Annotated in this window: 17 protein-coding genes; 2 read left to right on the forward strand and 15 right to left on the reverse strand. The window is 66.7% G+C overall.

Annotation, left to right across the window (positions count from 1 at the left end):
* Positions 1 to 82 precede the first annotated feature (82 nt).
* Positions 83 to 778 carry a ribulose-phosphate 3-epimerase gene (gene rpe, locus HFP15_RS40460; RefSeq protein WP_168523627.1) on the forward strand — a complete coding sequence of 232 codons (696 nt, stop codon included), beginning with the start codon at positions 83 to 85 and terminating at the stop codon, positions 776 to 778.
* Between the two features lie 65 nt (positions 779 to 843).
* Here rpe and HFP15_RS40465 read toward each other — a convergent pair whose 3' ends face one another.
* Entirely contained in the window at positions 844 to 2,295 is a 1,452-nt protein-coding gene (locus tag HFP15_RS40465; protein ID WP_168523629.1) for a DNA-binding protein, read from the reverse strand.
* Positions 2,296 to 2,895: 600 nt separating this feature from the next.
* Here HFP15_RS40465 and HFP15_RS40470 point away from each other — a divergent pair.
* On the forward strand, positions 2,896 to 4,290 hold the full coding sequence (locus tag HFP15_RS40470; protein ID WP_168523631.1) for a DNA-binding protein: 1,395 nt from the start codon (positions 2,896 to 2,898) through the stop codon (positions 4,288 to 4,290).
* Between the two features lie 33 nt (positions 4,291 to 4,323).
* On the opposite strand, the gene HFP15_RS40475 is transcribed toward HFP15_RS40470, so the two are convergent.
* The 14 genes from HFP15_RS40475 to pqqB form a co-directional block, all read right to left on the reverse strand.
* Positions 4,324 to 4,530, reverse strand: coding sequence for a recombination activating protein 1 (locus HFP15_RS40475; RefSeq protein WP_168523633.1), 207 nt, complete (start codon positions 4,528 to 4,530; stop codon positions 4,324 to 4,326).
* A gap of 149 nt (positions 4,531 to 4,679) precedes the next feature.
* Complete coding sequence (locus tag HFP15_RS40480; RefSeq protein ID WP_168523635.1) at positions 4,680 to 6,362, reverse strand: PQQ-dependent dehydrogenase, methanol/ethanol family; 1,683 nt, start codon at positions 6,360 to 6,362, stop codon at positions 4,680 to 4,682.
* A gap of 16 nt (positions 6,363 to 6,378) precedes the next feature.
* Positions 6,379 to 6,834, reverse strand: a complete 456-nt coding sequence (locus tag HFP15_RS40485; protein WP_168523637.1) for an MSMEG_3727 family PQQ-associated protein — start codon at positions 6,832 to 6,834, stop codon at positions 6,379 to 6,381.
* A 363-nt stretch (positions 6,835 to 7,197) separates the two neighbouring features.
* Positions 7,198 to 9,435 (reverse strand): catalase/peroxidase HPI, encoded by a 2,238-nt coding sequence (katG, locus tag HFP15_RS40490; protein ID WP_168523639.1) that lies wholly within the window; start codon positions 9,433 to 9,435, stop codon positions 7,198 to 7,200.
* 67 nt (positions 9,436 to 9,502) lie between these two features.
* Positions 9,503 to 10,051 carry a manganese efflux pump MntP gene (locus HFP15_RS40495; protein ID WP_168523641.1) on the reverse strand — a complete coding sequence of 183 codons (549 nt, stop codon included), beginning with the start codon at positions 10,049 to 10,051 and terminating at the stop codon, positions 9,503 to 9,505.
* Positions 10,052 to 10,424: 373 nt separating this feature from the next.
* Positions 10,425 to 11,486: an HAD-IIA family hydrolase gene (locus HFP15_RS40500; RefSeq protein WP_168523643.1), complete on the reverse strand. Its 1,062-nt coding sequence runs from the start codon at positions 11,484 to 11,486 to the stop codon at positions 10,425 to 10,427.
* 15 nt (positions 11,487 to 11,501) lie between these two features.
* The gene (glpX, locus tag HFP15_RS40505) at positions 11,502 to 12,524 is read right to left on the reverse strand and encodes a class II fructose-bisphosphatase (protein WP_168523645.1); all 1,023 of its coding nucleotides are present in this window, start codon (positions 12,522 to 12,524) and stop codon (positions 11,502 to 11,504) included.
* A gap of 108 nt (positions 12,525 to 12,632) precedes the next feature.
* Positions 12,633 to 13,610, reverse strand: coding sequence for a class I fructose-bisphosphate aldolase (locus HFP15_RS40510; protein ID WP_168523647.1), 978 nt, complete (start codon positions 13,608 to 13,610; stop codon positions 12,633 to 12,635).
* Positions 13,611 to 13,704: 94 nt separating this feature from the next.
* Entirely contained in the window at positions 13,705 to 14,709 is a 1,005-nt protein-coding gene (locus HFP15_RS40515) for a LysR family transcriptional regulator (RefSeq protein ID WP_312871995.1), read from the reverse strand.
* Positions 14,710 to 15,445: 736 nt separating this feature from the next.
* Entirely contained in the window at positions 15,446 to 18,001 is a 2,556-nt protein-coding gene (gene pepN / locus HFP15_RS40520; protein WP_246272519.1) for an aminopeptidase N, read from the reverse strand.
* Positions 17,998 to 19,122, reverse strand: coding sequence for a pyrroloquinoline quinone biosynthesis protein PqqE (gene pqqE, locus HFP15_RS40525; protein WP_246272520.1), 1,125 nt, complete (start codon positions 19,120 to 19,122; stop codon positions 17,998 to 18,000). Before pqqE ends, pepN begins: the two co-directional genes overlap by 4 nt.
* Entirely contained in the window at positions 19,119 to 19,394 is a 276-nt protein-coding gene (pqqD, locus tag HFP15_RS40530; protein ID WP_168523649.1) for a pyrroloquinoline quinone biosynthesis peptide chaperone PqqD, read from the reverse strand. Before pqqD ends, pqqE begins: the two co-directional genes overlap by 4 nt.
* A complete protein-coding gene (pqqC, locus tag HFP15_RS40535) occupies positions 19,391 to 20,089 on the reverse strand; it encodes a pyrroloquinoline-quinone synthase PqqC (protein WP_168523651.1) in 699 nt (232 codons plus the stop codon). The genes pqqD and pqqC overlap by 4 nt, the downstream gene beginning before the upstream one ends.
* Positions 20,086 to 20,988 carry a pyrroloquinoline quinone biosynthesis protein PqqB gene (pqqB, locus tag HFP15_RS40540; RefSeq protein ID WP_168523653.1) on the reverse strand — a complete coding sequence of 301 codons (903 nt, stop codon included), beginning with the start codon at positions 20,986 to 20,988 and terminating at the stop codon, positions 20,086 to 20,088. Before pqqB ends, pqqC begins: the two co-directional genes overlap by 4 nt.
* Positions 20,989 to 21,442 lie beyond the last annotated feature (454 nt).

A 21,442-nucleotide genomic window follows, 5' to 3' on the forward strand; every position in this document is an offset into this window, starting at 1 on the left:
ACGACATTCACAAACACAATCCCCTAATGCACACAACAAATAACCACCCAACACGGCTACCGGCTGCTTTACGCTTGGCGTCGTGTCGAACCAGCCGTTGATCGCTCCGTCCATCCTCTCCGCCGACTTCGCACGGCTCGCCGACGAAGTGGCTGCCGTGAAAGGACAGTCAGGCAGGGGGGCGGACTGGGTGCACGTGGATGTCATGGACGCGCATTTCGTACCGAACCTGACCCTGGGGCTGCCGGTCGTGCAGTCGCTGCTGGCAGTCACGGACCTACCGCTGGATTGCCACCTGATGATCGAGAACCCGGATCGCTGGGCGATCGATTACGCGGAAGCGGGTTCCTACAACGTCACGGTGCACGTCGAAGCCGCCGACGATCCGGTCATGCTCGCGAAGAATCTGCGGGCCGCGGGCTCCAAGGCGGGGCTGGCGATCAAGCCGAAGACGCCCCTGGAGGCCTACCTCGACGTGCTCAAGCACTACGACACCCTGCTGGTGATGTCCGTGGAGCCCGGTTTCGGCGGCCAGAAGTTCATCGCCGACGTACTCGACAAGGTGCGCAAGGCCCGCAGGATGGTCGACACCGGCCACTTGAACCTGATCGTGGAAATCGACGGTGGCATCAACGCCGACACGATCGAGCAGGCGGCCGAGGCCGGCGTCGACTGCTTCGTAGCGGGTTCGGCCGTCTACGCCGCCGAAGACCCCGCGCTCGCCGTGGAAGGGCTGCGCAGCCAGGTGGAAGCCCTTTCCACGCGCACCGAGCGCTGACCGGCGGATGCGCACCGGCGCTCGCACCTCAACAGGATGCGAGCGCCGGCCTCGTCGTCTTTCACTCACACACCGAGCAGTCGCCGCAGCTCCGGGGCGTGGCGCCGCGAAACGGGAACGAACTCATGGGACCGAGAATCCATGATGAGAACGAGTTCGCCCTTGATGCCGCGCTCCAGCTCTGCCACCCGGTGCAGGTTGACCAGGAAACGCCGGTGTACCCGGCGGAATCCGCACGGGGTCAGCAACCGCTCGACATTGTCCAGACCGCGGGTCGCGGCCTGGATCCTCCCCCTTTCCGTGACCAGCCAGACGATGTTGCGGTCAGCCTCGGCATAGCGGATCTCCGACGGGCCGAGCAGCACCAGCCGCTCGTTGCGAATCCCGATAACGCGCCGCGGTAGCGAACCGACCGCTACTTCCGGGTTCGGCTCGTAAGGTTCACCCTCCTGCACCCCGAACACGCACAGCATGCCCAACACGGAGTTCGCGTCGATGACCGGCCGCATGGTCACCGGAGTGGCGTCCTCTCCCGGACGCACCGGCAGGCACGCGTGGCCGCTCCACTGCTCCGCCCCCTGTGCCCGCTCCTTGGCCCACCGCACGACGTCGGGAAGCCCGGAGATCTCCGGCACCCAGCGTTGCGCCGGTTCGATGGCGCCCGTGACGACGGGGTTCTCGCCCGTCAGTCCGAGCAACGAGACAGCCGCGTCGTTGGCGGCTATCACGCTCCCGCCGCGGTCCATCGCCATGAACGGGGCGGTGACCTGGGCGCATTTCTTGTTGAACTCGGAGATCACCTTGTCGGCCTCGGAGATGGCGCGGCGGTAGATCTCCTGTTCGACACACGAGGCCGCCTTCTTCAGCCACGACGGCACGATCTCGGCCAGCGGTGCGTTCCACCGCGAGATGTTGATCGACGCGACCGGCGAGCCGGTCACGACGTCACGGATGGAGATGCCCGCGCAGGCCCACCGGTGGAAGGCTTCACACCAGTGTTCCGGCCCCGTCACGGTCACCGGGCCGGACACCTCCAGCGAGGTTCCCATCCCGTTCGTGCCGGTGCACTGCTCCGACCACGACGACCACGGAGCGAGGTTGTGGATCTCGGCACGTCGCTGTGCGCTGGGATCGCCCCAGGTCCCCAGTACGCGTCCGTCCCCGTCGGTGACCGTGACGACGGCGCCGTCCCGTTCGACTTCCTGGCCCGCCAACGCACCGAGGCCGCCGAGCGCCGTGAAGATCACGTCGTTGTCGAGCCGCTGGACGTCATCGCCGCCCGCCCCCGGTGCGACGTCCAATGCTCTGTCCACATCGTACCGATCTCGGCACCGGTACCAGGAAGCCAGGATTTCAGGCCGGACACCGGTTTCGATGTCTTCGCCGGCGGCAAACCTCTCCCAAGCGCGAGCTACTTCTCTCGCCGAAGAGGTGGCCACGAGAGAGTCACTCGCCACGTGGTCGAGTCCACTGGGTTTGCTCGGTGCGATCGCCAGCGGCGGCACTCTCCCGGTCATCACGACCTCCTCGTCGCTTCGCACGCCGGAACTCTTCGGGACCGCCGCGCAGTGACAGAAGTTACAAGCTAGCGGTACTGAGCGCAGCATTTCAAGGCGTGTCCACCGGTGCGGCCACCCGCCGCACGGGCACAGAAACACACCACAGGCCCATTGACAACGACAAGAAACCGTTCATTTCGCCCGAGTCGGGTTCAAAACGGACGACGAGCCGTCGGTGTTACCAAGATACGAGAACCCGCGAGATACTGACCATCTGGGATACCTCAGATGGGGGACCCTTGCACTGCCCGGAAGCCGCCGATGGCCGAAACTTGGTGCGGCACAACGGCAATCCGGTCCAGCGGCCTCCGGCAACCAGGGCGGGAACACGGTGACCGCTGGTGCGTGGAAGGCCACCGGTCATTGTCGTTTCGGCACCGTTCGTACGCGTTTCGCCCGCAGTCATCCCAGTGTGCTTGCCCTCGGATCAGCGAACGGCTTACTTTGCGTCGGCGGCAAAGCGACGCGGCCCGACCCGTTACAGCAGGCGGCGCGCGAGCGGTCACAGCATCGCGCGCGTACGCCGTCCGGGCCGGCAACAGACCAAAGGCGGTCTAGATGACAGAAGTACGCCGACCGGAACCGGCATCCCGCAGCCGTGGCGAGGAGACGGTGTACCAGGCGTGGGAGCGGTTCGTGCAGGGGGAGGACGACATCCGTGGCGTGCGACCGGAGATAGCCATTTCCTGGCACCGGTGCAGGGACCAGTACCGGGTCGACCCCCACCTCACCGAAGCGCCGGTGGCCCTCGCGGAAGTCGACCACGCGCTGGAACACGATGTCGTGTTCGCCGAACTCGGCTTCCGCGCCGCCTCGCTGGCACACGAAGTGGGCAACATCGGTGGCATCGTGACGATCACCGATGCCAGCGGCCGCGTCCTGGCCCAATGGGGAGACCAGGCGACCCGCACCGCCGCCGCGAAGGCCAACCTGGCGCCGTGGTTCTGCTGGTCCGAAGGGGCCACCGGGACGAACGGCATGGGCACCGCGCTGATGGCCTACACGCCCGTGATGATCCGCGGCGCCGAGCATTGGTGCCGGGCCTTCCACGACTGGACCTGTGCCGGCGTGGCGGTGCGGGACGCGGTGACGAGGGAATCGGTCGCGGCGCTCAACATCTCGTGCTGGCGCAGTGAACTGCCCACCACCGCGGCGGCTTGGCTCGGCAATGCCGCCACGATGACACAGCGCATCCTGCGCCGGCGTGCCCGGGACGACGGCGCCGAACTGATGGCCGCCTTCAACCACACCAGGTCGCGCTCGAAGGCCGCGCTCGCCGCCGTGGATCCCGCGGGCCGGGTGGTACTCGCCGACGACACGGCGGGCGTGCTCCTGGGCATCCCCGGCTCAACGCCGGCGCCCGACCCCGCGGTGCGGTGGAAGCCGGAACTGCCGGAATTCATCCAGGCCGCCAAATATGCCGCCAAACAGGCGGCGCGCAACCCCGGCTGGCTCGGCTCGACGCAGATCTTCACCCGGCTCGCCAATGAGCCCACGGCGATCAGCTTCCGGCCGGTCTTCCTCTCGGGGCATCTGATCGGCAACCTCGTCTCGTTCGGAGTGTCCGAAGGAGATCCGTTGCCGCGGACAGGCGGGGACGGCCCGGCTCTGGCGCAGCCGCACCGGATGGTCGCGACCCGCGACAACCGCATGGTGCTACTGCGCTTGCCCGAAGTCTCCTTCGCGCAGTCGGACGGCAACGACGTGTGGCTGTCCACCGACCAAGGACGGTTGCGCTCGGCCTCGCCGGGCCTCGACCGGCTGGAAACCGAGCTGAGCGCTTCCGGTTTCCTGCGGGTGCACCGGCAGTACGTGGTCAACCTCGGCCGGATCCGGGAAGTCGAGCGCCGGTGCAAGGGCGAGATGTTCCTGGTCATGGACGACCAGGAACAAACCATGGTGCCGGTTTCCCGCCGCAACGCGCCGGCCGTGCGCCGGGCGCTGGCGATCTGACCGCCCGGACCGCGCGGGTCCACAGTGGACTCGTCAGCCGCGGTACCGGTGCACGTCGCACACGCAGTACATGAGACGGCAGCTGAAGCACGCCGGCTTGTCGACACACGTGATACAGGGCCCGCAGTGCACCGGCGCGGTGTGCCGCTCGAGATCGTCGGGCCCGTAGGTCTCCCCGCAGTACAGGCACGGCAGACGGTCGGATCCCTTGTCCTGCTGGGGCGTCGACGACTGGCTCATCACATCACCTTTTGTTTCCGTCGAACATGGCACCGAACCGGTGACCGAGGCGTCGCCAGGACGACTCGATCACCGGTCCGGTGGAAAAAGGAAACCGTCAGGACGTCACCTTGGGTTTCGCGTCAGCGCCAGGCTAGTGGCGCATCCGTTCACAGGGCGAACGTGATCAGCGCGGCACCGTGGCCCTGGCCGGACAGGCCGGGGACGATACCTTCGAGCCAGCCACCCCAGCCGACCGGCACCGAGATGTACTGCTTGCCGTCGATGGAGTAGGTGCTCGGGCTGCTGTGGTGCCCACTGCCGCACTGGAAGCTCCAGAGCTTCTCACCGGTCTCGGCGTGCAGCGCCATGAATTCGCCCGCGGGCGTGCCCGCGAACACCAGGTTCCCCGCGGTGCTCAGCGTCGAGGCGGCCATCGGCATGTTGTCGAGCCGGTGCCGCCACTTCTCTTCACCGTGGGAGTCGAACGCACTGACCGACCCGGCCATGTTGTCGATGTCGACCTCGACGGCGGCACCCCAGTAGGGCATGCCTTCCTTGAACTCGCGGCGACGCCGGGTGGCGGTGGCGCCCACGTCGGCCACCGGAACGTAGAACAGGTCGTGCTCCGGGTTGTACGACGCGTGCGTCCACTCCTTGGCACCGGCCGGACCGGGGAAGAAGTGGCAGGGCTCGCCTTCCTTGTCCGGGTACTTGCGCGGGGTCACCTTGCCGTCGCGGGTGATGACGCCCCAGTCGATCCGGTCGACGAACGGCGTGACGTGCTGCAGCTCGCCGTTGGTGCGGTCGAGGACGAACATGTACCCGTTCTTGTCGAAGTGGGCCAGCAGCTTCTTGCCGTCCCGCTCGAACAGGGTCATCTCCATCGTGGAGTCGTAGTCCCACAGGTCGTGCGGGGTGAACTGGTAGTGCCACTTGATCTCGCCGGTGTCGACGTCCAGCGCGACCACGCTGTCGGTGTAGAGGTTGTCGCCTTCGCGGACCTCACCGTCGAAGTCGGGAGCCGGGTTACCGGTGCCCGCGTAGTAAAGGTTCAGCTCGGGGTCGTAGGTGCCGGTGACCCAGTGGTTCGCACCGCCGCGCTGCCAGGCCTCGCCGTCGGCGGGCCAGGTCTCCGAACCGGGCTCGCCCGGCTTCGGCACGGTGTAGGTGCGCCAGCGCTGCTCGCCGGTCTCCAGGTCCCAGCAGTCGATGTGCCCGCGGACGCCGTACTCGCCACCGGCGGAACCGGTGATGAGCGTGTCCTTGATGACCAGCGGCGCGATCGAGGCGCTCTCGCCCGCACGCACGTCACCGATGGTCTTCTGCCAGACCTTCCGGCCGTTGGTGGCGTCCAGCGCCACCAGCTGGGCGTTCTGGGTCACCATGTAGACCTTGCCGTTGGCGACCGCACAACCGCGGTTGACGTTGGCGCAGCACAGCGTCACGTCGAACGGGATCGCGTGCTTGTAGCGCCACAGCTGCTCGCCGGTCTTCGCGTCGAGCGCCCAGAGCCAGCCGTCCCAGCCGGTGACGAACATGACGCCGTCGACGACCAGCGGGCAGGCCTCGAACGCGTAGGTCGAGGTGGAGGCGATGAGACCGGTGGCGCTGGCCTGGTGGATCCAGGCGACCTTCAGGTTCTTGACGTTCTCGACGTTGATCTGGTCCAGCAGGCTGTGCCGCTTGCCGTCGTAGTCGCCGTAGTAGGTGATCCAGTTCTGCGATTCGCTGCGCGCCTGGAGGATGCGCTCGTAGTTGACGCCGCGCGTCACGTCCGGAGCACTGTGCGGCAGGTTGGAAAGCTGGCTGTGATCGAACGCCTTGCCGGCGTCGACGTATTCAACGGTCATGGTGAGTCCTTCCTTTCTACGGCCGCGGCTGCGCGGGTCGGTCGAGCTTGGCCTCCGGCGGCACTTCGCCGGTCACGACGATCGCGGCGGTCAGACCCCGGCCCTCGTCGTTGCCGGCCGGAGAGCCGTACCAGTAGCAGCCGGGACCGTCCAGTTCCAGCGTCGCGCTGCCCTTCGAATGGTTGAGCAGACCGATGAACTGCCGTTCGCCGTTGCTGGGCAGCAGGCAGGCGTGGGTGTTCTTGTCGTCGTTGATGATCGTCAGCTCGAGCTTGCCGCCGTGCGGCAGGACCAGGACCGCCGGCTCCCACGACATCGCGTCCTCCGGGATCCGGATGGTCGCTTCCATCGTCCCGTCAGCCCGTTCGGTCGCCTTGCCGATCGACCCGGTACCGAGCACGGCACCGATCGTCGCCCTGTTCTGCCCGTTGAGTTCGGCCAGGAGATCCTCTCGTTCCTGGGCAATCGTCATCGGACTTCACCTCCTCGTCAGCAGAAACGCACATTTTCTGACAGATTTTGCGGAAATCACCTACACGAAAGCGCCGGCTTTGCGAGCCTGACGTCGCGCAAAAATTACAGGTTCCGGTTTCTCGAACCGCACTGCGAAGCCTGCAACGAGTGTGAAGGTTACGCGCCGGAAAACAATTCCGGTACCTGTTACCACCGACCGGCCCGACACCGCCGTTCCCCCGGCGGGAGATACCGTTCGGCCGGTGTTCTCACCGCCGCCGGGTTCCGGGTGAAATCGAAGCCGCACAACAAAAAGCCGCGTCGAAGACCGTTCGGGCACGGTCTTCGGCGCGGCCGGCTCGCCGGATGCACCGGCGAAATCTCAGCGCAGGTCGAAACGGTCCAGTTCCATCACCTTCACCCATGCGGCGACGAAGTCCCGCACGAACTTCTCCCCCGCGTCGTCGCTCGCGTAGACCTCCGAGAGCGCCCGAAGTTCGGAATTCGCACCGAAAAGGAGGTCGACCCGGCTCGCCGTCCATTTCACCTCGCCGGTACGCCGGTCGCGGCCCTCGTAGATCGCCGCGCAGCTGTTCCCGTTTCCTCTCGGCACCCACTCCGTCCCCATGTCCAGCAGGTTGACGAAGAAGTCGTTCGTCAACGAGCCCGGCGCCGAGGTCAGCGCTCCCACCGCGGAACGTCCGTGGTTGGCTCCGAGCACCCGCAACCCGCCGATCAGCACGGTCATCTCGGGCGCGCTCAACGTCAGCAGGTTCGCTCGGTCGACGAGCAGATGCTCCGGCGGCACGCGGAAGCCGTCGCCCAGGTAGTTCCGGAAGCCGTCCGAGGTGGGCCGCAACGCCTCGAACGACTCGACGTCGGTCCATTCCTGCGTCGCGTCGGTGCGCCCGGGGCGGAACGGCACGTCGATCTCGTGGCCACCGGCGGCGGCCGCGTGTTCCACCGCGGCACCTCCGCCGAGCACGATCAAGTCGGCCATCGAGATCCGCTTGTTCGCCTGCTGCGAGCCGTTGAATCGCTCCTGGATCGCCGCCAGCGCGGGCAGGACGACATCCAGCTGCTCGGGCTCGTTGACCGCCCAGCCGCGCTGCGGTTCGAGCCCGATCCGCGCCCCGTTCGCCCCGCCGCGTTTGTCGCTGTCGCGGTACACCGAAGCCGACGCCCACGCCGTCGAGACGAGCTGCGCGACCGTCAGGCCCGACCCGAGGATCTCGCGCTTGAGGACCGCGACATCGTTCGTGTCCACGAGTTCGTGGTCCGGTTCCGGCACCGGGTCTTGCCACAGCAGGCGTTCCGCCGGAACGAGCGGGCCCAGGTAGCGCTGGATCGGGCCCATGTCGAGGTGCGTCAGCTTGAACCACGCGCGCGCGAACGCGTCCTCGAACTGATCCGGGTGCTCCAGGAATCGCCGGGAAATCCGCTCGTACTTCGCGTCTTCCTGCAACGATAGATCCGTGGTGAGCATGACCGGATGGTGTTTCTCGTCCGGGTCATAAGGATCGGGCACGGTGCCCTCGCCCTCGCCGCCGCTCGGAATCCACTGCCACTGTCCGGCCGGGCTGAGCTCGACGTCCCATTCGTACTCGAACAGGGTCTCGAAGAAGGTGTGATCCCACGTGACCGGGGTGCGCGTCCACATCCCTTCCAGTCCGCTGGTCGTGGTGTCCGGGCCCTTGCCGGTTCCGTTCGCGTTCGCCCAGCCCAGACCTTGCGCGACCAGCGGCGCTGCCTCGGGTTCGGGGCCGAGGTCGCAGGCCGGATCCACCAGCCCGTGGGTCTTTCCGAACGTGTGGCCGCCGGCGATCAACGCGACCGTCTCCTCGTCGTTCAGGCCCATGCGCCGGAACGTCTGGCGGATGTCGCGGGCCGCGAGCACCGGATCGGGATTGGTGGCGGGGCCCTGCGGGTCGACGTAGATCAACCCCATGTCGGTGGCCGCCAGCGGCTCGTCGAGGTCACGCGGGCCGCTGTGGCGTTCGTCGGCCAGCCATTTGCGTTCCGGGCCCCAGTAGGTGTCGTCGGGCTCCCACACCTCGGGACGCCCGCCACCGAAACCGAAAGTCCTGAATCCCATCGACTCCAGTGCCCGGTTACCCGCGAAGATCATCAGGTCCGCCCAGGAGATCCGGCGCCCGTACTTCTTCTTCACCGGCCACAGCAACCGGCGCGCCTTGTCGAGGTTGCGGTTGTCCGGCCAGCTGTTCAACGGGGCGAAGCGCTGCATCCCGGCACTCGCACCGCCTCGGCCGTCGCTGACGCGGTAGGTGCCCGCGGCATGCCAGGCCATGCGCAGCACGAGGGGGCCGTAGTGCCCGAAGTCGGCGGGCCACCAGTCCTGCGAGGTCGTCAGCACCTCGTCGATGTCACGCGCCAGCTCGTCGAGATCCAGAGTCGCGAACTGCCCGGCGTAGTCGAAGTCCGCGCCCAGCGGGCTGTCCGCGGCCTGGTGCCGGCGCAATGCCTTCAAGTCGACCCGCTGCGGCCACCAATCGTTGGATTGGCCGCCCGCTGCCGGATGATTCCGCCGCCGGACCGGCCGCTTCTCGGCCAGGACCTTGTCGTAGGTGCGGTAGACGTGGGTATCGGGATTCTCGGGCATTGGTGTCCTCCCAGGTAGTGCCGAGCCTGAGATTCGGGCGCCTGGGCGCGCCGCGGCTTCTGGCCGTTCAGCCGAAGACGACCGGCAGCAGGATCGCCGCACCGAGCAGCGAGATACCGCTGAACAGGTCGGAACGGATCCGCACGATCTTGGCGGCCATGCGCCCGATGAACAGGCCCGCCACGGACATGACCACCGTCATGGCACCGAAAGCCAGCATCGGGGCGACGAGGGCGAACCCCGCGATCCCCAGGCCGGCTCCCGCGATCAGATTGTCGACGCTCAGCGAAAGCGGCATGCCGAACAGCGTCACCCACGGATGGTCCATCTCGTCCGGTTCCGGGTTCCGGATCACCCCGACGAGGAAATACAACCCGTACAGGCCCAGCACTACGGCGCCGATGTATTCCGCCGTATCACCGAGGAATTCGCCGAGGAAGCGCCCGATCAACCCGCCCAGCAACGGGCTCAGCGCATCCCACACACCGAACACGAGCGACACCTGGATGACGCGGCGCCATCCGAAGGGAATGGTCCCGATGGCGATCGACGACCGGAAGTTGTCCAGGCTGAGTCCGAAGGCGAGTGCGATCAGCGGAAGAAATTCAAGGTTCATCTGAAACCACCTCAAATTCAGAAGTCACCACTCACGCAAGACTGGTCCTGTCGCGGATTCCCGCGTCCACCACGACGGCGGGAAATCCGGCGACAGGACCCGTCGAGCGCGACCGTCAGCTACGGTAGAAGTAACCGGTAGCCTCAGCGCAGACCTCGATCACCGTGTACTCCGGAGTCTCCCACTTCATATTTCCTCCTTGCGTTGGCTGCCCCGGGTGACCGGGCGGCAGCCGGACAACGTGATTCGCGAAATCCTGAGGACAACCCCCCGAAATTCCGCGTTCACGAAAGAGCATCTTCGATTCGCCGGAGCCGCTGCAACAACGCTGGAACTAGCGGCGGGTAACCGGTGCCGAACGGCGTGTCCGAAGCTACGAGTGGGGACGGCTGCGCGTGACGAGTCCGAGCCGCCGTTCGAGCGTTTCCCACATGCCGGCGTCGTCGCAGACGGCACGGCCCTCGTCGCGTGCGGCCCACGCCGTGGCGACCACGGACCGCAGCAGTTCGCCGTTCTCGCGGGCGTCGGCAAGATGAGCGACGGCGCCGGGCGTGAGTTCGACGAGGTGCCCGGGTACGGCGGCGCGCGGCGACGATCCGGGGGCGAGCAGTCCGCTCAGGTCGGCGGCGACGTACGTCGGGCGCGCGGACCGTTCGGCGAATGCCAGGTCCCGGAGCCGGGAGGCGCCGCTCAGGACGAAGAGCGAGTCGAGGCCGGCCGAGTTGGCGCCTTCGATGTCGGTGTCCAGCCTGTCCCCGCACACGAGGGTGTGCGGCAGGCCGGTACCGAGCCGGGAACGTGCCAGGTCGAACAAGGCCGGCCGCGGCTTGCCGACCACGTGTGGCGATGCGCTGGTCGCGGTCTGCACCAATGCGACCAGCGCGCCGTTGCCGGGTGCCTGCCCGTACGGCGTGGGCAGCGTGAGGTCGAGATTCGTGGCGACCCAGGTGGCTCCGCCTTGGACGAGATAGCCGACCGCCGCGAGCTCGCTCCAGGTGACGTCGGTTCCAAGGCCCTGAACGACTGCCGCCACCGGTTCCTCGCCGAGGTCCGCGACGCGGACCGGGGTCAACCCGGCTTCGGTGAGTGCCTGAGCGACGCCCGGCCCGCCCACCGCGCACACCCGCGTTCCCCGGCCCAGGAATTCGGACAGGTGGGCCGCGGCCGCCTGGGAGCTGTTAACCACCGACCAGCCCTGCGGTGCGACGCCGAGCTTCCGGAGGTGGTCGCCCACGTCCTCGGGAGCGCGGGACGCGTTGTTGGTCGCGAACACGACCGGGACGCCGTCCGCCGTCACCCGGTTCAAGGTCTCCACCGCACCGGGAACGGCCGTGGCGCCGCGGTAAACCACTCCGTCGAGATCACAGATCAATCCGCGGTAGCGCGTACTCAGAGGCTCGGCTTCAAGGGACGTTGTCGTGATCTCACCTGTCATGCGGCCATTTCCAGCTCATCCGAAATCCAGTCCGAAGTCGTCGTGCCGCCCGATGTGCCGGTGTTCGGTTCTGACGATCCGCGCCGTATCCGGCCTCGAACACAGCACAATGGACTCTGTCGTCGTGTGGTCCGAATTGTGCTCCACACCGCGCAGCAGCTCATTGGCGGTCAATCCGGTGGCGCAGAACAAAATGTTCTCTCCGCCCACCAGGTCACCGGTGTGGCGGACCTTGTCGGGGTCATGGCCGGTTTCGAGCGCCTTTTCGCGTTGCTCGGAGTCGCTGGGCCGCAGCCGGGCCTGCAACGACCCACCCATGCAGGACAGAGCGGCCGCGGCGACGACCCCCTCCGCCGCTCCCCCTGTGCCCAGCAGCATGTCGACCGGGCTCTCGGGGCGCGCCGCGGCGATGGCACCCGCGATGTCGCCGCCCTCGATCAGGTGGACCCGCGCGCCGGCATCGCGGATTTCGCGTACGAGTTCCCGATGCCGGGGCCGGTTGAGCACGGCAACGGTGACATCGGCGGCTCGAACGCCCTTGGCCTTGGCGACCGCCCGCACGTTGTCGGTCACCGGGAGGTCGATGTCGACGAGGTCGGCGCAGTCTCCTCCGACGGCCAGCTTCTCCATGCGGAAAGCGGGCGGCGGCTCGTACATCGCGCCGCGCTCGGCCACCGCGACCACCGCCAGTGCGTTCGGGACGTCCCTGGCCATCGACAGGGTGCCGTCGACGGCGCTGATCGCGACGTCGCATGCCGGCCCCTGCCCGTCGCCGACGTCCTCACCCGTGAACAGGGCGGGCGTGTCTCTCTTCTCACCCGCGCCGATCACGACAACACCGCGCATCGGCACCGACATGACGAGTTCGTGCATCGCGTCGATCGCGGCGACCTTGCCGCTGCTCCTGTCGCCGCGGCCGACCCACTGGCCTGCCGCGATCGCGGCGGCCTCGGTGACACGCACGAGTTCGAGCGCGAGGGTGTGATCGGGTACGAGCCGGCTTGCCCGGTCCGGACTGTGAGCGAGTGGACTGCGCATCCCTGAATTCCTTTGTTTCCAACGCGACAATGAACGCCGAACGCGGCCGACCGGACCGGCGAGCCAGGTCGCCGATCCGGTCGCACCGTGTCATTTCCGGTCGCGAGCTCAGCGGGCGGCGGCGTTCGCGACGGCTCGCTCGGAGAGCGCCTTCTGGGCGGCATTCCAGTTGCCGTTGTCGCCCCGCCAGGTCTCCAGGGCCGGCCCGACCAGTGCCCTCCCGAACGAGTAGGTGAGCTCCCACGGAAGCGGATCGATGTCCTGCATCGCCGCGAGGTGCGCCGTCGCGACTTCCGGTTTCTGGCCACCGGAAAGGAAAGCGATACCCGGTACGGACGCGGGCACGGTCTCCCGCAGGGCCTCCACCGTGGCCCTGGCGACGTCGCTCACCCCAGGCCGCTGCGAGCTGCCGGTCCCGGCCACCACCATGTTCGGCTTGAGGACGATGCCGTCAAGTTGCACCCGCATCAGGTCGAGCTCTTCGAACAACGACTGCAGCACCGCGGTCGTCACCTGCCGGCACTGTTCCAGCGAGTGGGCACCGTCCATCAGCACCTCGGGTTCCACGATGGGCACCAGTCCTCCTTCCTGGCAGAGGCCGGCGTATCGCGCAAGCGCGTGCACGTTCGCCCGCACCGCGGTGGCCGAGGGCAGGTTGTCGCCGATCGTGATCGTCGCGCGCCACTTGGCGAACGTCGCTCCGAGCCGCACGTACTCCTTCACCCGGTCGCGCAGCCCGTCGAGCCCCTCGGTGACGTGCTCGCCCGGGGCGCCCGCCAGCGGCTTGGCCCCGGTGTCGACCTTGATGCCGGTGAGAATCCCGATATCGTTCAGGAACTCCGGAAACGTGCGTCCATCGGACAGCTTCTGGTGGAACGTCTCGTCGGCGAGAATGATGCCGCTGATCGACTCCGCCAGGCGCGGGGTGGTGACGATCAGCTCACGGTAAACGCGCCGATTCTCCGCTGTCGCTTCGACCCCCACCTTCTCCAGCCGGGTGGACATCGTCCCGATGCTTTCGTCGGCAGCGAGAATGCCGCGCCGATCGGAGACAAGGGTACGCGCAATCTTGTTCAAAGTGGACATCTATCGTTATTCCTCCCGCGCTGGACACCGGACGGTGTGACAGGTTCGCGACTGTTTCGACAGTCAGGTCATCGACTCAGAAATGAAGCTGGTACTAGGTGTTTGTGGTATTCGCCTCCACGAGTCGATCGCTTTCGATGTCAGGCACAGGCCTGGCGACCGGCATCGGGCTACCCTTCGACGCGGCGATCTCGACCAGTTCTCGCGCGTACCCGGGCAGGCCCCGGCGCTCGCTCCAGACGGCATAAATGGGTTTCGCCGGCATCTCCTGGTCGACCGGCACTCGATACAGCCGGCCGTCCGCGAGTTCGGTTCGCACGGTGGACAGATTCAGCACCGCCACTCGCTTGCTCGTGGCGACTGCCTGCTTGATCGCGGCGTTGGAGGGGAACTCGACGTAGCTTCGCGGAACACGGGCGTTGCCCAGTAGTTCATCCGTGAACTCCCGCAGCCCCGAACCACGCTCGCGCAGGACAAGCTGAGCCGATGCCAGCTCCTGCACCGTCAACAGGGTGGGCCTTCTGGCCCACGGGTGCTTCGAGCCGACCACCACGGCCAGTTCGTCGTCGCAGATGTGCTGGACGACCAGGTCATCGCGAAATTTCTGCTGCACCTGACTTCCGGCCTGGCACCAGCCGTCGATGAACGCGAGATCGACATGGCTCGCCCGGATCAGTTGGCAGAGCGTGTCGACGCCGCCGGTCCGCACCTCGACACGTGCCTCGCCGAACGACGACCCGGAGCGGTTCAGCCATTCGGGGATCAGGTGCTCGGAGACGCCCGGGCTGCCCGCGACCCGTAGCCGTTTGGCGTCGGAGGAGCGGGAGGCGGAGCCGAACTCGAGCAGCTCTCGCGCCGCGTGCATCACGTTGCGGGCGTACTTCGCCAGCATTTCTCCTTCCTCGGTGAGCTTCGAACCGGTCGGAGAGCGTTCCAGGAGCCGGAGACCGAGTCGACGTTCCATTGCGCTGAGCCGAATACTGGCGGCCGGCTGGGACAGGCTGTGCGCTTGAGCGGCCTTTCCCACGCTGCCATATTTTTCGACCGACAGCAGCAAATCGAGGTCGGCGAGCTGAGGCATCTTTGACGGAAGAACCACGATTTCACCTCTCGCTCCGGACTACGTGATTGCTGTGACCTTCGTTCGGCGGGCTCGGCTCGCGGCGGGCGCCTGCTCAGGCTTCCTGCGACGCTCTCGATCCCCGACGGCCGTGCCTTTCCTTCCGCGAGTCGCAGTCGTCGCCCACGCCGGCGACTCGCGGTGTGTAATGAGACTGCCCGGAGCTCGCATGCGTGGTCAATCCGTTCGATACGAACGCACGCAGCATGGACATGAACGGCGTCCACACCGTTACCTACGGACCATCCGGGAAATCGGACGGCCGCGCCCGAGCCCCTTGGCGGCACCTCCTGTGCCCTCGTCAGCAGCGATCCGCGAGTCGGGCAACTCTCACCCGCTCACGACAGCACCGGCCCCGTTGGTCATCGATTTACGGCTACTCGTTCATTGTCCGTTGTCGCAACCCTGATTCGTCGGAGATAGTTTCCACTGAAACCGTGGAAAGCCTGGTCATCAGTCATTGGGAGGAACACCATGAAGTGGGAAACGCCGTACTACACGATCATCGAGGTGTGCGCCGAGGCCACCGGTTACTTCCACCGAGGCTGACGGCAGCACTTATTCGGTTCCCCGTAACGGGACAACAGCCGGCGCAAGACCCCGGTAGGTGGATCGCACCCGGGGCCTTGCGCCTTCCACACTGCGCAATCCCGAAGGCAATCCCGAAGCGACGACGCCACAGCGGCTACGTCACCGTCGCTTGTGGACCACTGGCTCAACCCGTCGTGCTCGCCGTGTCGCACGCTCGCGCCGCCTGGATGATGGCGAGCTCCGCTCGCTCCTCCCTGATGACTTTCACCACGTCTTCCGAGAGCAGCTTGCTCTCGAGCAGGTCGTCCGTGTCCGCCAGCACGCGTCGTGCGTCGCTGGTGAAATACGGATAGAGAGCGCGAGCGAACGCCAGCACGAACTCGGGCCGGCTGTTTCCCGCCGCGCTCTCCAACGCGCTCAAGTAGCGGTCCGCGTACGGGGCGAGCAAGGTTTCCTGCCCTGGTTGCCGCAGACCGGCCATGATGGTCTTCTTTTCCGCGAGCGAATAAGCATCGCTGAACAGCCGCGTCCACGCTTGTTCTTTGGCGGCAGAGGTGGGGCATGCGGCTTCTGCCATCAGGGCGTTGCGGCGGCCGTTGTCCCCTGGATCAGCTTCCCTGGCGATGTCGAGAAGTCCGTCGATCTCGCTGCCGGCCGATGCCAGACGCAGCAGTGCGCGCCAGCGCAGATCTCGATCCACTTCCAGCTCCGCCCACGGGGACCGGCCGCACACCACCTCGCCCAGCAGGCCGTGATCGTCGGCCTGGAGGACACCCACGAGGGCGCGGGCGAGCACCAGCTGGCGGTCGCTGCCCGGCGCGGCTTCGCTCAACAGATCGCGCGCTTTGTCCGCCACGACATCGAGCATCCGGCGACTGTGCGACGGATCCCCGTATACCCGTACCGCCTGCACGGCGCGCTCCACAAGCACCTCCACGACGCCGACATCGCTCTCCAGCACTCCGTGCGTGAGAACGGCGCCGGCGTAGCTTCGCGCGGGCAGGCGCGCGTCCAGCAGGTCGTCCCACAACGCTCCCCACACGACTGCTCGCGCCGGTGGAGAATCCAATGTGGACAAGCTGCGCAGCGCGGTCTGCCGAGATCGCGGGTCCAACCTGACTTTGACGTAGCTCACCGCATCGTCATTGGGCACCAGCAGATCCGGGCTCCGGTCACCGGACACCGTGAGTTCACGGTCACGCTCGCGGGGACTGAGCGGCAGGTGCGCGCGTTGCCGCAGCACCAGCTTGCCCCCGTCATCGTCGAACGCGGCGAACCGCAGATTCAGGTGCCGCGGCGCGACATCCGGATCGGGAAGTTGCACGGCCCGATCGCCGGTCGCCACGCGGGACACCTCGACGGTGTTGACGCCACCGCGCAGCAGCCATTCGTCGACCCAGAGATCGACGTCCTCGTCGGACACCTGCCGCAGCGCCGCCACGAAATCCTCAAGGCCGGCGTTTCCCCACGCGTGCGTCCGCAGATAGGTCCGCACACCCGAGACGAAGTTCTCCCAGCCGAGGCGCTCGGCCAGGTCGTGGAGTACCGTCGCGCCTTTCCGGTACACGATCGGGCCGAAGTTCGACCGCGCGGCGTCGGTGTCGGCGGTGTCGACCCGGATCGCATGACTGGTGGGCAACTGGTCGGCATGCCGGGCCACCGGCACGGAGTAGTGCGCGAAGCCGGTCCAGCCTTCCCCGTACCGTGTCGCTTCGGGCTGCGCGACGACCGACATCATCGTCGCGAAGGCCTCGTTCAGCCACAGGTCGTCCCACCAGCGCATCGTGACGTAGTCGCCGAACCACATGTGCGCCATCTCGTGCATCAGGAGCTCGGCCCGTCGTCGCCGCGCGTCCTCGGTCACCCGATGCCGGAACAGGAATCGCTCGTTCAGCGTCACGCAGCCAGGGTGTTCCATCCCGCCGAATGCGTACTCGGGCGCGAAGACGTGATCGTATTTGGTGAACGGATACGGGAGATCGAACAAGTGTCCGTAGAAGTCGAGGCCGCGGCCGATCACGCCGAACAACTCGGGCGCTTCGCGGGTGAGATCCTCGAACAGCGAGTTCCGCGCGTACAGCGCCAGCGGCACCCCGCCGTGGCTGGAACGCAGCCGGCGGAACGGGCCGGCGGCGAAGGCCACCAGGTACGGCGGCAGCGGTGGCGTGCGGCCGAAGCGCCATGTCGAACACCCGTCGCCCGCGGGCGAGCGTTGCTCGGCGGGGTCGGTGTTGGCCACCACCACCCAGTCGTCGTCAGCGGTAACGGTCAGATCGACCATCGCCTTCACATCCGGCTGGTCGAAACAGGCGAACACCGTGTGCGCCGCGAACGGCTCGAACTTGGTGTGCACGTAAACCTGTCCGTCGAGCGGGTCGCGAAAACGGTGCAGCCCCTCACCCGTTCGCGAATACGGAGCCGAACCGGCCACCCGCACGGTGTTCGCGCCGGCTCGGACCTCCAGCCGGACGCGCTCCTCGTCCTGCGCATCCGGGCCCAGCTCACGTCCGTTGCACTCGACCGACCCGGCCTTGCCCGCGAAATCGAGGAAGACGACCTCATCCCCGGAACGGGCGTGAAAGCGGACCACGGTCGTCGTCGCGAACTCCCGCTCACCCACCGTCAGGTCGAGTTCGACCGCGTAGTGAACGTCGGAGACCTCGGCCGAGCGTGCAGCCGCCTCGTCCCGCGTCAGGTTGCTCCCGGCCGCGGCGCGACCTTCCACTCGCATTCGTTTCATCGCCTCCGCGCCGACATGGACGGACGGCGGTAAACCAGCTCCTCGCGGACCAATTCACCGCTTGCCGCGCCATCCGGCTCGTTGGCGCGAACGAGAGCGTCCTGGATCAAGTGGTGGTCGGGTGAATGCATGCACACGGGATCGGTGCGGCCCGCATCGCCGGTCAATGCGAAGGCCTGGCAACGGCATCCGCCGAAGTCCAATTCCTTGCGAGGGCAGCTACGGCAAGGATCGGCCATCCACTCCGTCCCCCGGTACGCCTCGAACGCGGCGGAGGACGACCAGATCCACTCGAGGTGGTGATCGCGGACCGAGGAGAACTCCATCGTCGTGATTTCCGCGGCCACCGGGCACGGATACACCACGCCGTCCGGTGCGACGGTCAGTGCTGTCTGCGCCCAGCCACCCATGCACGGCTTCGGGTAGGGCTCGTAGTAGTCCGGGAGGATCCAGAGCAGTTCCATGTGCTGCGCCAACTCGGCCTTGCGGCGTTCGTAGACGTCCACGGCCTCGTCCAGCTGTGCCTTCGTCGGCAGCAACTGGTCGCGGTTGCGCAGAGCCCAGCCGTAGTACTGGGCGTTCGCGAGCTCCAGCCGCTCGGCACCCCACGACACACATACGTCGATGATCGCGTCCAGGCGAGGCAGGTTCATGCGGTGCAGAACCACGTTCATGTTCAACGGCAGTCCTGCCTCGCGGATGATGCGCGCGGCGTCCTGCTTCTTGTCGAAGCGCTTGCTCGCCGCGACCAGATCCGTCGACTCGGCGGCGTCGCCCTGGATGCTCAGCTGCGCGCTGTTGAGCCCCGCCGAAACGAGCGTTCGCGCACGGTTCTCCGTCAGCCCGAGGCCACTGGTGATCAGGTTGGTGTAGAGGCCGAGGCGACGGCACTCGGCGACCAGCGTCTCCAGATCGCCGCGGACGAGCGGTTCACCGCCCGAAAAGTGGACCTGCACGACGCCGAGGCCGGCCGCCTCGCGGATCACGCGTAACCAGTCATCGGTGGTGAGCTCGTCCTGCCGGCCGCGCAGCTCCAACGGATTCGAGCAATACACGCAATGCAACGGACATTGGTGCGTGACTTCGGCCAGGAGTCCGTACGGCTGCGGCATACCGTTCATGTGAGCACCACCCAGCCCCGTCCTCGCGCGTCCTCGATGAACGTCATCACGTCATCCGTGAGATCGGTGGTCTCGAAATCGTGCTCGAGCTCGGCGACCACCTGCCGCACGGTCCGGCTGCCGTCGCACAGTCCCAGAATCGCGGCGCCGGAGGTGTTCAGGAGCACGGCCCTCTCGGGCAACAGAAGCAGTTCCACGTCTCGGACGCTGTCGTGCTTGAGCATCGCCTTCGTCGCCAGCCGGGGGGTGGCCGTCAGATCGATGTCGTTCATCGTGCACTCTTGCTGTACGCGAGTTCCACGGAATCCAGCAGGCTCCACAGGACATCGCACTTGAACTCCAGTGCTCGCACGCACGCGTCCTGCTGTTCCCTCGACTTCGCGTGGTTGAGCACCAGATCGAGCAGATGCGCGATGTCCTTGGGCTGCTGGGTGAGCCGCGCCCGGAAGTACTCCAGGCCTTCCGTGGCGATCCACGGATAGTGCCGTTGGACGTCGGTGATTCGCCGGCTGAGCAGATCCGGGGCGAACAGTTCGGTCAGAGCCGACGCCACGGACTCCAGCCACGGCTTCCGGCGGCAGAAATCCACGTAGGCGTCGACGGCGAACCGCACTCCGGGCAGCACCGTGTCGCTGTCGAACAGTTCTTCGCGGGTCAGGCCGACTGCTTCGCCGAGGCGGACCCACTTTTCGATCCCGCCTTCGTCTCCCGTCCGGCCGTCGTGATCGATGATGCGCTGCATCCATTGACGCCGATCGTCCCGGCCGGGAAGCTTGGTCAGGATGAACGCGTCCTTCACCGGCAGGTTCACCTGGTAGTAGAAGCGATTCCGGACCCAGCCGCGGAACTCCTCCTCGGTCAGCAACCCCGTGTGCATCCGCTCGTTGAACGGGTGCAAATGGTGGTAGCGCTTTTCTCCGATCGACCGCAGCTGTGCCTCGAATTCCTCGGCAGACCAAGCGTTCACAATTCCACCTCCAAGCCGGCACGCCCGACCTCGATACCCAAGTCCGTCAACCAACGGCGTTCCTTGGAGTCTTCGTCGAGAATGGGGTTCGTGTTGTTGATGTGGGTGTAGATCTTGCGCTTCGCGGGAAGCGCGGCCAGCGCGCGGGCGGAACCGTCCTCACCGCTGACGGGCATGTGCCCCATGGAGCGTCCGGTACGACTTCCCGCCCCCTGGCAGGACATTTCGTCGTCGGTCCAGAACGTGCCGTCCACAAAGACGCAGTCGGCCGACGCCACTTGCTCGGCGAACCTGTCGTCCCACCGGGGCAGGGTCGGGGCGTACACCGCGATCCCGCCCGTCATCTTGTCCTCCAGGCGGAAGCCCACCTCCCACTCCGTCGACGGGCCGCGAAGCCGCGAGCGCCCCATGTAGCGAGGCGCCTTGGAGCCCGTCAGGAATGCCGTCACGCGCAACCGGTCGTCCAGATCCAGCGGTTTGCCGATTTCGATCAAGGACCAGGAAAAATCCGCGTAGTCGCTCACCAACTCCCGGACCGGGAACCACAGGGTGAGCGCCTCCAGCACGGGATAGGTCCCGTACACCGTCAGCGTCGATTCCTCACGCAACATCAGCAGGCCGATGGTGTGATCGAACTCCGCGTCCGTCAGCAGCACGCCGGCGACCGGCGTCGTGCGGATTCCCGGCCCGGGATGCAAGGAAGGATCCGCCGCTATCTGGTGATGGACATCCGGGGTGGAGTTCAGCAGAAACCACCGCTCTCCGTCACCGGAAACCGCGAGCCCCGCGTGTGTCGATGCGACTTCGGGCTTCGCACGAGCCTTGCGGCACCCGGCGCACGCGCAATTCCATTGCGGGAAACCCCCGCCTGCAGCAACTCCGAGACAATGAAGAAACACAGCGCGAAATCAATCCGTCAACGCCGGTACAGATGGTCACTGGCTTCAGCGCACGCCTCCACCACGGCAAAATAAGGCGTAACCCACCTCATGGCGTCCTCCCGCACATTCGACAACTTTGTCGCCCGGAACTCGGCTTGTCTTTGCAAAGCTTGTTCACCGGCGCCGGCCTTGGCAACCGATCATGAACGACCGGCGCCGAATCATCGACGAACGGTGGCCGCGCCGCCATGAACGGATCGCCGGGACGACTGCGGTGGCGCCGACTGCCGACCTGCCACGGAAACCCCCCGTGAACTGCGATTATGCAAGAGCTTCGGGCCCACCGGTGCGGCCGCCGCCCGAGCCTGACCGCGCCCGGGCCGCTGCCCGGCGACCGATCAGCCCGCCGGGACGGCTCACAACGGGTGGTTATTTGTTGTGTGCATTAGGGGATTGTGTTTGTGAATGTCGC

The sequence above is a fragment of the Amycolatopsis acididurans genome, from assembly GCF_012328925.1.
Taxonomy (GTDB): Bacteria; Actinomycetota; Actinomycetes; order Mycobacteriales; family Pseudonocardiaceae; genus Amycolatopsis_E; species Amycolatopsis_E acididurans.

What these genes read in the sequence shown, in the direction of transcription:
- HFP15_RS40475 (WP_168523633.1), bottom strand. Translation starts at nt 4,530, where the DNA reads ATGAGCCAGTCGTCGACGCCCCAGCAGGACAAGGGATCCGACCGTCTG.
- glpX (WP_168523645.1), bottom strand. Translation starts at nt 12,524, where the DNA reads ATGCGCAGTCCACTCGCTCACAGTCCGGACCGGGCAAGCCGGCTCGTA.
- HFP15_RS40500 (WP_168523643.1), bottom strand. Translation starts at nt 11,486, where the DNA reads ATGACAGGTGAGATCACGACAACGTCCCTTGAAGCCGAGCCTCTGAGT.
- katG (WP_168523639.1), bottom strand. Translation starts at nt 9,435, where the DNA reads ATGCCCGAGAATCCCGATACCCACGTCTACCGCACCTACGACAAGGTC.
- HFP15_RS40495 (WP_168523641.1), bottom strand. Translation starts at nt 10,051, where the DNA reads ATGAACCTTGAATTTCTTCCGCTGATCGCACTCGCCTTCGGACTCAGC.
- HFP15_RS40510 (WP_168523647.1), bottom strand. Translation starts at nt 13,610, where the DNA reads ATGTCCACTTTGAACAAGATTGCGCGTACCCTTGTCTCCGATCGGCGC.
- pqqE (WP_246272520.1), bottom strand. Translation starts at nt 19,122, where the DNA reads ATGAACGGTATGCCGCAGCCGTACGGACTCCTGGCCGAAGTCACGCAC.
- HFP15_RS40485 (WP_168523637.1), bottom strand. Translation starts at nt 6,834, where the DNA reads ATGACGATTGCCCAGGAACGAGAGGATCTCCTGGCCGAACTCAACGGG.
- pepN (WP_246272519.1), bottom strand. Translation starts at nt 18,001, where the DNA reads ATGAAACGAATGCGAGTGGAAGGTCGCGCCGCGGCCGGGAGCAACCTG.
- HFP15_RS40480 (WP_168523635.1), bottom strand. Translation starts at nt 6,362, where the DNA reads ATGACCGTTGAATACGTCGACGCCGGCAAGGCGTTCGATCACAGCCAG.
- HFP15_RS40465 (WP_168523629.1), bottom strand. Translation starts at nt 2,295, where the DNA reads ATGACCGGGAGAGTGCCGCCGCTGGCGATCGCACCGAGCAAACCCAGT.
- pqqD (WP_168523649.1), bottom strand. Translation starts at nt 19,394, where the DNA reads ATGAACGACATCGATCTGACGGCCACCCCCCGGCTGGCGACGAAGGCG.
- HFP15_RS40470 (WP_168523631.1), top strand. Translation starts at nt 2,896, where the DNA reads ATGACAGAAGTACGCCGACCGGAACCGGCATCCCGCAGCCGTGGCGAG.